Genomic DNA, 12885 nt, shown 5'->3' on the forward strand with positions numbered 1-12885 from the left:
CCGTTCGGTCAGCGGAAGATACCGGTGTGGCCGAGTGAGTAGCGGCCCGGCTGCGGGTACACGGCGAGGCCGTGCGGGCCGCTGCCGACCGGGATGCGGGCGAGCTGGACGCCGGTGCGGGTGTCGATGGCGTACACCTCCGCGTTGTAACGCCCGGACAGCCACAGGACCTTGCCGTCGGCCGAGACGCCGCCCATGTCGGGGCTGCCGCCGTCGGGCAGGTGCCACTTCTTGGTCAGCTTGTTCTGGGTGAAGTCGAAGACGGAGACGGAGCCCTCGCCGCGGTTGGAGATGTACATCTCGTGCGAGTCGCGGCTGACGTACAGACCGTGGCAGCCCTTGCCGGTGGGGAGGAGGGTGGGCTGGGTGAACTTGTCGCCGTCCAGGACCCATACGCCGTCGGCATCATGTCGGCGACGTAGAACTTCTTGCCGTCGGGGGAGACCTTGACGTCCTGCGGCATGGCGCCTTCGAACGGGAGCTTCTGCTGCCCGATCACCTTCATCTTCTCGGTGTCGACCTTGAGCAGTTCGCCGCTGAACTCGCAGGAGACGATGAAGTAGCGGCCGTCGGCCGAGAAGTCGGCGTGGTTGACGCCGTAGCAGCTGACCGGTTCGGTCTTGACGCGCTTCATGGTGTGCGCGTCGCGGAAGACCAGTTCGCGGTCGAGGGAGGCCATGACGATGGAGTACTTGCCGTTGGGCGTGAAGTAGAGGTTGTACGGGTCGTGCACCTCGACTTCCTTGCCGACCTTCCCCGTCCTCGGGTCGATGGGGGTGAGCGTGTGGCCGCGGTTGTTGTTGACCCAGAGTGTCTTCATGTCCCAGGAGGGGACGACGTGTTGGGGCTGGCGGCCGACGTGGAGGGTGTCGATGACCTTGTACGTCTTGGGGTCGATGACCGAGACCGTGTTGGACTCGGTGTTGGGGACGTAGACGCGGGACGGGAAGTCCTTGACCGCCGGGGAGAGCTTGCCCGGGCGGTCGGCCGCGTAGACGTCCGTCGGGTCGAGCACCGGCGGCATGCCGGGCAGGCCCTGGGCGGCCGGCGGCTTCTTGGGCAGGGCCGGTTCGGCGGCACCCTTGGTGCCGAGGGCTTCGTTCGCGTGGTTCCTGGAGTCGGTGCCGCAGGCGGCGAGGGCGGCCAGGGCCGCCGCCGCGACCAGGGCGCGCTTCGTAAGGTTCCGGTGCATCAGCTCAGCAGCTCCGTGGTGGTGACCGCGCGCAGGCCGCGGCGGTTCAGGTCTTCCAGGACGGCGGGCAGCGCGGCGACGGTGTCCGCGTACCCGAAGTGCAGGCTCACCACGGATCCGTTGCGGACCTCGCCGGTGATCTTGCGAGTGACGGCGGGGGCGCCCGGCGAGGTGAAGTCGAGCGAGTCGACGTCGTAGGAGAGGACGTGCGGGTAGCCCGCGCCGTGGGCGAGGCTTTCGACGAGCGGGGAGGCGTGGGCGGTGCGGGACGGTCTGAACCAGGTGCCGATGGAGCCGGTCAGCCGGCGCAGCCGCTGCGCGCAGCCCCGGATCTCGGCGTCCGCCTCCGCCTCGGACATCGCGTTGATGTCGAGGTGCCGCAGGGTGTGGTTGCCGAGGTCGTGGCCGCCGTCGAGGATGCGGCGGGCCAGGTCCGGGTGCTCGTCGAGCCAGCTCCCCACGGCGAGCACGGTGACGTGGGCGCCGCCCTTCTCGGCCTCGTCGAGGACCGCCCTGGCGATGGCGGGGTCGCCCTGGCCGTGGAAGGTGAGGGCGACTTGGGGGTGAGTGCGGGGGCCGTGGACGATCTCCACGGGCTGGTCCGGGAAGCGGCGGGGTGCGGGAGCGGCCGCAGGTGCGCTGCGGGCGGGGGCGGCCGGGGGTGCGCTACGGGTACGGGCGACCGGGTGCGCGACGGCCCCGGTCGCGGAACACCCGGCGGCGAGTGTCCCGGCCCCGACCGTCCCGGCCGCGAGCGCGATGCCCGAACGCAACACCACCCGCCGGTCGGGCGCCGCGCGTGCGGAGCTTGCTTCCGGAGGCTGCTGTGGGAGGTGATCGGGCGTGGTCACCCGCACCATTTAAGGCGAATTGCAGGGAAAAGATGTGATTACGCCTATTGGGGGGCGGGTCGCAAAGTGGGACATGGGAGGCGTGCGGGGCGCGAGGGGCCTTTGGATCAGTCACCCACGTCTGCGATAGTCGGCGGTGCGACCTCCACCCATTGACCCGGGCCATGGTTGTCGCCGGTATCGCGGTTCACACCCCTGTTCGTTCCGCGACGCCCCGGAAGCCCCGGTCGCCGAGCGGCCGGGGTTTCCGCACAGCCGGGACGGGGCGGGATCAGCGGTCGGCGACACGCATTTCGAACCAGGTGGTCTTGCCGCGGGGCAAGAGGTCGACGCCCCAGCGGTCGGAGAGCTTGTCGACGAGGAAGAGGCCGCGGCCGCTCAGGTCCATTTCGTGGACCGGCATCAGACAGGGAAGGCCGCGGGAGGGGTCGCGGACCTCGATACGGATCCACCCCCGGCGGCGGCGCATGCGGAGCCCGAAGACGCGGGCGCCGGTGTGCCGTACGGCGTTGCCGACGAGTTCGGAGACCAGTAACACGGCGTCTTCCGTCATCTTCGGCGAGAGTCCCCAGTGCCGCAGGACGACGACCTGCGTGAGCCGCCGTGCGGTGGCCGCGGACTCCGGGCGGGACGGCAGCGGCACCTCCGCCTCTACCGGATTGCCGAACAACTCGACCGCCTTGAGCGCCTGTTCGTCCTCGACCGCAGGCGTCCAGCGCGCCGCGGTCGCACTCCCGTGCCGCCGCGGCGGTTCGATACCTTCCAGCCCCGCCATGCCCCCATCATGGCCGCCCAGAGCCCCCTTCGGGGCCGTTCCGAAGGAATACGCCCCCCGGAACCTCCCATTCCGCGACGGCCGATCGGCATATGCCGCAGGCAGTTCGGACCTCACGACAGCCCATCTGACCTGCCAGGACTGCCTACTTGAAGGCAATGTCCGATCTCCCCCGGCAAGGCAGCCTTAAGGTTGCCTTAAGGCTCACATAAACCAGCCCTTCGGGGGACACCGGGTAAGACATCCCGTCAACTGCAAGTGGATCAGCGGAACTTGTGGTGCCAGTTTGCCGGACTCCCGGCGGACGATCCAGCTGACTCACGGCAGACGATCCAGCTGACTCTCGGCGGACGATCTAGCGGAACTTCGCCTTCCCCGGCCCGTCCTCCACGAAGCTCCGCATCCCCCGCTCCCGGTCCTCCGTCGCGAACAGCCCGGCGAACCAATTGCGTTCGATCGCGAGCCCGGTCTCGAGGTCGGTCTCAAGACCCGCGTCGATGGACTCCTTCGCGGCACGCAGCGCGATGGCGGGCCCCTGCGCCAGCCGCGCGGCCCACGCGTGCGCCTGGGCGTACACCTCGTCGGCGGGGACCACCCGGTCCACCAGGCCCAGCGACAGCGCCTCGTCGGCCTTCACCATCCGCCCGGTGAAGATCAGGTCCTTCGCCCGCGACGGGCCGATCAGCCGGGAGAGCCGCTGGGTGCCGCCGGCGCCGGGGATCACGCCGAGCAGGATCTCCGGCTGCCCGAGCTTCGCGTTCTCGCCGGCGATGCGGTAGTCCGCACACAGCGCCAACTCGCAGCCCCCGCCGAGCGCGTACCCGGTGACCGCCGCGACGACCGGCTTGGGGATACGGGCGACGGCGGTGAAGGAGTCCTGAAGGGCCCGGGACCGTACGACCATGGCCGCGTGGTCCATGGCCTGCATCTCCTTGATGTCCGCGCCCGCCGCGAACACCTTCTCCCCGCCGTACAGCACCACCGCGCGCACGTCGTCCCGGGCCGTGACCTCCTCGGCGAGCTCCTTGAGCCGGTCCTGTGTGGCGACGTCCAGCGCGTTCATCGGCGGACGGGCGAGACGGATGGTGCCGACGCCCTCGGCAACTTCAAGATGCACAGTCATGGGAGCAGGTTAGTAGCCGTTAACGCCAACGGGCCCGGTGTGCTCAGTCACAGCACACCGGGCCCGTACAAGCCGAAGGCTCAGGCCTTCCACTTCTCCCAGGACATGTTCCAGCCGTTGAGGCCGTTGTCCGGGTCGACGATCCTGTCGTTGGAGTTCTTCACGACCACCACGTCACCGGTCATCGACTGGTTGAAGAACCAGGCCGCGGCCACCTGGCCGTCGTAGCCACCGCGGACGTCCTTCAGACCGATGCAGCCGTGGCTGGCGTTGTAGTTGCCGAAGGCGTCGCCGCCCCAGTAGTTGCCGTGGATGAAGGTGCCGGAGGTGGTCAGACGCTGGGCGTGCGGTACGTCCTTGATGTCGTACTCTCCGCCGTAGCCGACCGTCTCACCGTTCATACGGGTCACCGTGAGGCGCTCGGTGATGACCATCTGGCCGTTCCAGGTGTCGTAGCCGGGCTTGCCCGTGGTCACCGGGATGGTCTTGATGGTCTTGCCGTCCCGCTTGACCGTCATCGTCTTGGTCTTGACGTCGACGGTGGAGACCTGGCTGCGGCCGATCGTGAAGGACACGGTCTTGGCCTGCTCGCCGTAGACACCGGGCCGCCCCTCGACGCCGTCGAGGTTGAGCGTGACCGTCACCTTCGTACCGGCCTTCCAGTACTCCTCGGGACGGAAGTCGAGGCGGTCGTTGCCGAACCAGTGGCCTTCCACGTCGACCGCCGGCTCGGTCTTGACGGTGATCGCCTTCTCGACGTCCTCCGGGTGCGTGATGCCCCGGGTGAAGTTGACCGAGAAGGGCATTCCCACGCCGACCTTGGAACCGTCCTCGGGCGTGAAGATGCCGACGAAGGTGTTCTTCGGGGTCAGCGTGGTGAACGCGGACTCCTCGGCGGACTCACGGCCGCCGGAGTCCTCGGCCACCGCGTGGACCTTGTACTTGGTGGCCGACGCGAGGTGCGTCGAGGGCGTCCAGGTGGTGCCCCCGCCCGTTATCTCACCGTCGACGTCGTTGCCCTTGGTGTCCTCGACGGTGACCTCGGTCAGCTTGCCCTTGGCCGCGGTCACCTTGAGGGCGCCGCTGGTGGCCACGGAGCCCGCACCGTCCTTCGGGGCGATGGTCACAACAGCCTGCGACACCTTGGTGTCCGCCGTCCCCGAACTCCCGGTGCTCTTGCCCTTGCCGTCCCCGGACCCGGAGTCCGAGTCCCCTCCCCCGCCGCACGCGGTCACGGCGAGCAACAGCACCACCGGCAGCAGTGCCAGGATCCCCTTGCGTCTCTGTGTCCGCGGTCCAACCGACGGCCCCGATATCGGTCGCCCGTTCACGTTCGTTCTCCCCTCGCACGGCCTGGTCAGGCCCGCACCCCAGCGCGTCCCACGCGCGTATCGCGCTAATTAATCACACAGCCAGAAGCGATGGCTCCCCAGGACTGTCACCATTCAGTCCCAACTTGGGCCGTGTGGGGGGCGAGCCGGGGTCACCGCGCGCGTATCCCTTTGTCGTCCTACTTCACCGCGCCGCCCGCTTTCCACTGCTTCCAGTTCAAGTTCCACCCGCCGAGCCCGTTGTCGGGAGCGACCTGTTTGTCCTTGCTGTTGACGACCTCGACGACGTCACCGATGAGGCTGCGGTCGAAGAACCAGCCCGCCGGGGTGCCCGAGCTGCCGCCCTTCACGTCCTTCAGACCCACGCAGCCGTGGCTGACATTGGTGTTGCCGAAGACGCCGGGTGCCCAGTAATTGCCGTGCAGGAAGGTCCCGGAGTCGGTGAGGCGCATCGCGTGGGGGACATCCGGGATGTCGTACTCGCCCTTGCCGTTGGCCTTCTTGAAGCCGACCGTGGCGCCGTTCATCCGGGTCACCTCGAGCATCTCGGTGACCACCATCTTCCCGTTGTACGTCGTGCTCTTGGGGGCGCCCGCGGTGATCGGCACGGTGGCGAGGAGCTCGCCGTCGCGGCGTACGTCCATGGTGTGACCGGCTGCGTCGACCAGGCTGACCTGGCTGCGGCCGACCGTGAACGAGAAGGTCTTGTACTGCAGCCCGTACACGCCCGGGGCCGCCTCGACGTCCCGCAGCCCCAGGTCGACCGTGACCTCCGTGCCCGGCTTCCAGTACTTCTCGGGCCGGAAGTCCAGGCGGTCCTTGCCGAACCAGTGCGGACGGATCTCCACCGCGGGCTTCGCGCTCACCTGGATCGCGCGCTCGACGGCGGCCCGGTTCTCGATCTCCCGGTTGAACTCCAGGGAGATGATCATTCCGGTGCCGACGGTGGAGCGGTTCTCCGGGGTGACGTATCCGATGAACCGCTCGTCGGGGACGTACGTCGTGAACGTCGTGTGCCGGGCCGAGCGCCGCCCGTACCCGTCGACGGCCACCACATCGACGGTGTACCTGGCGGCGAGCGCGAGCCCCTCGTCGTGGGGCCGCCAGCGCAGTCCGTCCTCGGAGATGCGGCCCGGCACCGAAGCCTCCTGCGCGTCCTGCTCCTTGACGACCCGCACGGACTCCAGGCGCCCGCTGGGCACCCGTACCTGGAGCGACTCGTCCGGGCGTACGGCCTTGCTGTTGTCGTCGGGCGAGACGCGGATGACGTCCTCGGGCGAGGGCGGTTTGCCGAGTACCTCGTCCATTGGGTTCGACGTGCAGCCGGAGGCTCCCGCGAGCAGTCCGGCCCAGGTCAGTGCGGCGGCCAGCGCGGCCCCTGCGCGCCGCGCGCGTGTCTGTACGTGCTTCACAGGGGGCCCAACGACTGCGCCCCTCTGGGGAAACGTGAGTGCGAGCCAAGCGCTGGGCAGAACAGTGGGGAGAACGACGCGATGGGGGGACGGTGGCCGGGACGCCACACACCCCATTTTGGCTGCGTTCCATCGAGCCGCGGGAGGCTGAACGGTGTCGAGCGCACCCGAGCAGGAGGCAGTACAGGAGGGGCATGCCACGGGCGGCGTACTGCCCGCGCAGCCCGCCCCCCTGCTGAACGGCGCGGCGCGGGCGGCGCCCGCCGTGTCCGTGTGGCCCGGCGCCGCGACCCCATTGGGCGCGCGCTTCCGCGTCGGCCCCGACGGCGTCACGGGCACCAACTTCGCGCTGTGGGCGGGCGGCGCGGAGGCCGTCGAGCTGTGCCTCTTCGACGAGGAGGGCGCCGAGATCCGGGTTCCGCTGACCGAGCTCACCCACGAGATCTGGCACGGCTTCGTGCCCGGAGTGCTCCCCGGCCGCCGCTACGGCTTTCGTGTGCACGGCCGCTGGGACCCCTGGACCGGCGCCCGCTGGAACCCGGCGAAGCTGCTCCTGGACCCGTACGCCCGCGCCGTGGACGGCGACTTCAGCCTGCCGCCCGAGGTGTACGGGCATGTCCGCGACTGGCCCCAGCAGCAGGTCGCGGACACCGTGCGCGACGAGCGGGACTCCGCGCCGTACGTCCCCAAGGGCGTCGTCGTCCATGACGACGAGGACTGGTCGGACGACCACCGCCCGAAGACCCCGTGGGCGGACTCGGTGATCTACGAACTGCATGTGCGCGGGTTCACCCGGCTGCACCCCGGGATTCCGGAGGAACTCCGCGGCACATACGCCGGGCTTGCACACCCCGCCGCCATCGACCACCTGGTGAAGCTGGGGGTGACGGCCGTGGAACTGCTGCCGGTGCACCAGTTCGCGCACGAGGACCATCTGCTGCGGAAAGGCCTCAAGAACTACTGGGGCTACAACTCGATCGGCTATTTCGCACCGCACGCCGGTTACGCCGCTTTCGGAACCACCGGTCAGCAGGTCGGCGAATTCAAAAGGATGGTACGGGCGCTGCACGCCGCCGGTATCGAGGTGATCCTCGATGTCGTCTACAACCACACGGCGGAAGCGGGCGAGTTGGGGCCCATGCTGTCGCTGCGCGGTATCGACAACCGCGGGTATTACCGGCTTCAGTCCGATGCGCGGCGCTACACGGACTACACGGGGTGCGGCAACACCCTGCATGTGGTGCAGCCGCATGTGCTGCGGCTGATCACGGACTCGCTGCGGTACTGGGTGCAGGAGATGGGGGTCGACGGCTTTCGGTTCGATCTGGCCGCGGCGCTCGCACGGTCCATGCACGACGTCGACATGCTGTCGCCGTTCCTGGCGGTCATCGCGCAGGATCCGGTGCTGCGGCGGGTGAAGCTGATCGCGGAGCCCTGGGATGTGGGTTCCGGCGGATATCAGGTGGGCGCTTTCCCACCCCTGTGGACGGAATGGAACGACCGTTATCGCAACGCTGTAAGGGATTTCTGGCGGGGGGCGCTGCCCGATGTGCGGGATCTAGGATATCGGCTTTCGGGATCGAGTGATCTTTACGCCTGGGGCGGGCGGCGACCGTACGCCTCGGTGAATTTCGTCACCGCGCACGACGGATTCACGCTGCGGGACCTCGTCTCGTACGAGCGCAAGCACAACGAGGCGAACGGCGAAGGGAACCGGGACGGTACGGACGACAACCGCGCCTGGAACTGCGGGGTGGAGGGAGAGACGGACGACGAGCGGGTGCGGGCCCTGCGGCGACGGCAGTTGCGGAACCTGCTGACGAGCCTGCTGCTGTCGACCGGGGTCCCGATGTTGGTCGCCGGCGACGAGTTCGGGCGGACCCAGCGAGGGAGCAACAACGCGTACTGCCAGGACAACGAGGTCAGCTGGGTCGACTGGTCGAATCTCGACGACCCCGGCTGGAGGGCGCTGTTCGAGCTGACGTCACGGCTGATCGCGTTGCGGCACGAGCATCCTGTGCTGCGGCGACGGGCGTTCTTCTCCGGGCGGGCGCATTCCGTGGACGGCTTGCGCGACCTGGCGTGGTTCACCGCGCGGGGCACGGAGATGACGGAGCGGGACTGGTACGCGCCCGCCGCGACGCTGGGCATGTATCTGTCCGGGCGTGACATCCCCGGACGGGACGCGCGCGGGGCGCCCGTCGTGGACGACAGCTTCCTCGCCGTGCTGCACGCCGGGGACCGGCCGGTGAGTTTCGTCCTCCCCGGGCCGCCTTGGGCCTCGCGGTACGAAGTGGTGGTCGACACGTCGAGGGAGGAGCAGGCGGAGGCCCCCGGGGTGGTGCATCGGGCGGGGGCGGGGATCACTGTGCCGGCTCGGGCGGTGCTGTTGCTACGGGTGGTGGGGTGAGCGGCCCCGGCGCCCCTGTTCCCGGAAGCCGGCCCGGTCGCGCTAGCCGAGGATCCCCCGGTCGTACGCCACCGCCACCGCCGCTGCCCGGTCCTTGACGCCGAGCTTGGCGTACAGGTGGGTGAGGTGGGTCTTCACCGTGGCCTCGCTGATGAACAGGACTCGGGCGATCTCGCGGTTGGACGTGCCCTTGGCGACCAGGGCCAGCACTTCGCGCTCGCGCGCGGAAAGCGGCTCATTGCCGGGCGTCTTGGGAGCACGGACCGCGGAAACCAGGCGGGAGGCCACCGCCGGGGAGAGAACGGTGCGGCCCTGCGCCGCCCCGCGAACGGCGGTGAAGAGTTCGTCGCGCGGCGCGTCCTTCAGCAGATAGCCCGTCGCGCCCGCCTCGATCGCCGGGAGGGTGTCGGAGTCGGTGTCGTACGTGGTCAGGACGAGGACCTTGGCGCGGGCGCCGGTGCGGGTGAGACGGGCGATCGCCTCGACACCGCCGCCGCCCGGCATACGCAGGTCCATCAGGATCACGTCGGGGTCGAGGGAGGCGGCCAGTTCGAGTGCCTCGACCCCGTTGGAGGCCTCGCCGAGCACGGTGAACCCGGGTGCCGACTCGAACATGCCGCGCAGGCCGTCCCGTACGACGGGGTGGTCGTCGACGATCAGCAGGGAGATCGGTGCGTCATGGGTCGGTGCGTCATGGGTCATGGCGGACCAACGGTACGCGAGCCGACAGGGCGGTGCCGTGGCCCGGCTCCGACTCGACGGTGAGGTGGCCCGCGATGCGTTCGGCGCGGACGCGCATGCCGTCGAGGCCGAAGCCGCCGGTTCCGGTGCGCTCCCGGACGGCGAGGGGGTCGAAGCCGCCGCCGTCGTCGCGGATGTCGAGGATGACCTCGTCGCCCAGAAAGGTCAGGGTGACGCCGGCGCGGGTGGCGCGGGCGTGCCGGGCGGTGTTGGACAGGGCTTCCTGGGCGATACGCAGGAGGGTCGCCGAGACCTCGTCGTGGAGTTGTTCGGCCGGTCCTGTGACGGTGAACTCGGCGCGTACGCCGGTGCGTTCGCCCCATTCGGCGACCGTGTTCTTCAGAGCTTCGGGCAGTCCGTCGTTCTCCAGCGCCACGGGGGCGAGGTTCTGCACGGAGCGGCGGGCCTCGCCCAGGCTGTGGCGGGCCAGGCCGGCGGCGCGGTCGAGGTGGGTGCGGGCGATGTCCAGGTCGGGGGCGTTCGCGACGACCTGAAGCTGGGCGATGATGCCGGTCAGGCCCTGCGCGATGGTGTCGTGGATCTCGGCGGCCAGCCGCCGGCGTTCGTCGGCGACCCCGGCCTCCCTTGCCTGGACGAGGAGTTGGGCGTGCAGGGCGGCGTTCTCGTCGTGGGCCTGTTGCAGGGCGGTGTTGGTGCGTTCGAGTTCGGAGATGGTCTCGGCCCGCTGGTGGGAGCGCTGCTCCTCCTGCTCGGTGAGATGGGCGACCACCGTCTGCAGGGCGGAGTTGGCGACCAGGAGCCCGGCGAACCCGATCCACTGGGCCACGCTCTTCGGCGGCAGGCCGCCGGACTGCGAGCCGGCCACGGTGATCGCGCTGGCGAACAGCCCGAGCCGCCGCCACATGCCCGGGATCAGCTCGTCGGCGTCCATGTAGCCGGTGGCGGCGTAGAACGCGAAGAACGGGTTGATCCAGGCGAGCGCGAAGGCGATCACCCAGCGGACGACGTAGTACGCCGTCCCGGCCCGGGACGGGATCCGGCCATGCCCGGCCCTGCGGGAGCGGGTGCCGTTCCACCACAGCTGGAGCACGATCGCGGCGAGGACCAGGCCCCCGGCCGCGTACCACTCGCCGGGGGCACTCATCAGTTCGCTGCTGACGGCTGCGAGGAGGGCACCGATGCCGAGCAGCCCGTACGGCCCCCAGGTGTGCACCTGCTCCCAGCGCCGCTCGATCTGCGTGTCCGCCGCGGTCATGCCCCCAGTCTGCACCGGGTCGCCTACTCCCATCGGAACCAGCGCGAGGCGGCAGCCGTCAGCAGAACCGTCCAGGCGGCGAGCACGCCCAGATGGGCCCACCCCGGCCAGTCCCCCGCCGCGGCCTCGTTCAGAGCCTGGGCCGCCGCGCCGAACGGCGTGTAGCCGACGACCTTGGCCAGCGCGTCGGGCATGGCCTGCACCGGCAGCCACACTCCTGCGCAGAACATCGCGGGGAAGAACACGGCCGACCCGATCGCGCCCGCGATCTTCGTGGTCCGGGACACGGCGGAGATCACCGCGCCCAGCGCGAGAGCCACCAGGACGGCCAGGACCAGGGCCAGGGCGTATCCGAAGGGCTGCCCGGGCAGCTTGACGTCGAAGGCGAGCCGGCCGGCCGCGAGGGCGAGCAGCGCCGACACCAGGGCCGCACCGCCGTACACCAGCATCTGTGCGGACAGCAGGGCGACGGGCCGGAGCGGTGTGGTGGACATCCGGCGCAGGATGCCCCGCTCGCGATAGCCGGTGAGGGTCTGCGGCATCGCCTGCAGGCCGCCGACAACCAGGCCGAGCAGCACGGCCACCGGGACGTAGGCGTCGATCCCGCGCAGGCCGTCGAAGGACGGGTCGGGGTCGCGGAAGGACGGGATGGAACCGAGGATCACCAGCAGGAGGACGGGGAACAGCAGGATCCAGAAGAGGCTGCCCGGTTCGCGCCCCAGGAGGCGGATCTCGGCCTTCAGGACAGCGGTGTTCACGAGGGCGGTGTTTCCGACGGCGGTGCTCATGCCGCTGCCTCCTTCTTGGAGTCCTGCTGGGCGACCTGCGTGGCGTCTGTCGCCGAGTCCGTCGCCGAGTCCTTCGTGAGGTCGAGGAAGGCGTCGTCCAGCGTGGCTTCGGTGACGCGGAGTTGGTGGGCCGTGATGTGGTGCCGGGCCAGGAGTGTGATGACGGCGTTGACGGTCTCGTCGGTGCCGGAGAGCGTGACACGGTCGTCCTTGTACTCGACCGACGCGAGCGCGGACAGCGCGTTCAGGTCACGGTCGTCCAGCGGCCGGGACGGCGTGAAGCTGATGACGGTGGCGCCGGCCGAGCGCCGGATCAGGCCGGCCGGGGTGTCCAGGGCGGCCACCCGCCCCTTGTCGATCACGGCGATCCGGTCGCACAGGCGTTGCGCCTCCTCCATGAAATGGGTGACAAGAAGGACGGTGACGCCGTTCGCTCGGATGTCCTCGATGAGTTCCCAGGTGTCCCGGCGGGCGCGCGGGTCGAGGCCGGTGGTCAGCTCGTCCAGGACGACGATCCGGGGGTTGCCGATCAGCGCGAGCGCGATGAACAGCCGTTGTTTCTGGCCGCCGGAGAGCCTGCCGAACCGGGTGGTCAACTTGGGTGTCAGGCCGAGGCGTTCGGCGAGGGGCCGCCAGTCCTGAGGGTGGGAGTAGAAGGCGGCGTACAGCTCGAGTGCCTCACGGACGGTGAGCTTGTCCTGAAGCTCGCTCTGCTGGAGCTGGGCGCCGAGGACGCGGCGGGTGGCCTCGTGCTCGGTGACGGGGTCGAGGCCCGTCACGCGGACGCGGCCGGTGTCGGGGACACGCAGGCCCTCGACGCACTCGACGGTGGTGGTCTTGCCCGCGCCGTTCGGGCCTAGGATCCCGAAGATCTCGCCCTCCTCGACGGCGAAGGAGACCCCGTCGACCACGGGCCGGCCGCCGTAGGACTTACGCAGGTCGGTGACTTCGATGATGGTCATGGCACCAGGGTTCCGGCGAGAGAGCGTCCCGGGTATCGGCCAACGCGCTCGAAGGCGCATCAACCGATCGGTTGACAGCGTCCT

Annotated in this window: 10 protein-coding genes and 1 pseudogene; 1 reads left to right on the forward strand and 10 read right to left on the reverse strand. The window is 69.7% G+C overall.

Going from position 1 to position 12885, the window contains the following annotated elements; genetic code table 11:
• Window positions 1-8: 8 nt before the first annotated feature.
• From AB0N66_RS06035 to AB0N66_RS06060, 6 genes and pseudogenes are all read right to left on the reverse strand, one after another.
• Window positions 9-1192, reverse strand: a pseudogene (locus AB0N66_RS06035) (YncE family protein).
• Window positions 1192-2052, reverse strand: a complete 861-nt coding sequence (locus tag AB0N66_RS06040) for a polysaccharide deacetylase family protein (RefSeq protein ID WP_365429370.1) — start codon at window positions 2050-2052, stop codon at window positions 1192-1194. Before AB0N66_RS06040 ends, AB0N66_RS06035 begins: the two are co-directional and overlap by 1 nt.
• Before the next feature lie 262 nt (window positions 2053-2314).
• Window positions 2315-2923 carry an ATP-binding protein gene (locus tag AB0N66_RS06045; RefSeq protein ID WP_365429492.1) on the reverse strand — a complete coding sequence of 203 codons (609 nt, stop codon included), beginning with the start codon at window positions 2921-2923 and terminating at the stop codon, window positions 2315-2317.
• A gap of 250 nt (window positions 2924-3173) precedes the next feature.
• Window positions 3174-3941 carry an enoyl-CoA hydratase-related protein gene (locus tag AB0N66_RS06050; RefSeq protein WP_365429373.1) on the reverse strand — a complete coding sequence of 256 codons (768 nt, stop codon included), beginning with the start codon at window positions 3939-3941 and terminating at the stop codon, window positions 3174-3176.
• Window positions 3942-4021: 80 nt separating this feature from the next.
• Window positions 4022-5272: an Ig-like domain-containing protein gene (locus AB0N66_RS06055; RefSeq protein ID WP_365429376.1), complete on the reverse strand. Its 1251-nt coding sequence runs from the start codon at window positions 5270-5272 to the stop codon at window positions 4022-4024.
• A gap of 179 nt (window positions 5273-5451) precedes the next feature.
• Entirely contained in the window at window positions 5452-6684 is a 1233-nt protein-coding gene (locus AB0N66_RS06060) for an Ig-like domain-containing protein (RefSeq protein ID WP_365429379.1), read from the reverse strand.
• A 154-nt stretch (window positions 6685-6838) separates the two neighbouring features.
• Between AB0N66_RS06060 and glgX the strand changes: the two genes are divergently transcribed.
• Window positions 6839-9094, forward strand: a complete 2256-nt coding sequence (gene glgX, locus AB0N66_RS06065; RefSeq protein WP_365429382.1) for a glycogen debranching protein GlgX — start codon at window positions 6839-6841, stop codon at window positions 9092-9094.
• Between the two features lie 42 nt (window positions 9095-9136).
• Here the strand turns inward: glgX and AB0N66_RS06070 are convergent, their stop codons facing one another.
• From AB0N66_RS06070 to AB0N66_RS06085, 4 genes are read right to left on the reverse strand one after another with little or no spacing between them, the layout of a single operon-like run.
• On the reverse strand, window positions 9137-9796 hold the full coding sequence (locus AB0N66_RS06070) for a response regulator transcription factor (protein WP_365429385.1): 660 nt from the start codon (window positions 9794-9796) through the stop codon (window positions 9137-9139).
• Window positions 9786-11051 carry a sensor histidine kinase gene (locus tag AB0N66_RS06075; RefSeq protein WP_365429388.1) on the reverse strand — a complete coding sequence of 422 codons (1266 nt, stop codon included), beginning with the start codon at window positions 11049-11051 and terminating at the stop codon, window positions 9786-9788. Before AB0N66_RS06075 ends, AB0N66_RS06070 begins: the two co-directional genes overlap by 11 nt.
• Before the next feature lie 23 nt (window positions 11052-11074).
• Window positions 11075-11839, reverse strand: coding sequence for an ABC transporter permease (locus AB0N66_RS06080; RefSeq protein WP_365429391.1), 765 nt, complete (start codon window positions 11837-11839; stop codon window positions 11075-11077).
• Window positions 11836-12801, reverse strand: a complete 966-nt coding sequence (locus tag AB0N66_RS06085; protein ID WP_365429394.1) for an ABC transporter ATP-binding protein — start codon at window positions 12799-12801, stop codon at window positions 11836-11838. The genes AB0N66_RS06080 and AB0N66_RS06085 overlap by 4 nt, the downstream gene beginning before the upstream one ends.
• Window positions 12802-12885 lie beyond the last annotated feature (84 nt).

The organism is Streptomyces sp. NPDC093544 (assembly GCF_040683495.1).
In the GTDB taxonomy this organism is placed as follows: domain Bacteria; phylum Actinomycetota; class Actinomycetes; order Streptomycetales; family Streptomycetaceae; genus Streptomyces.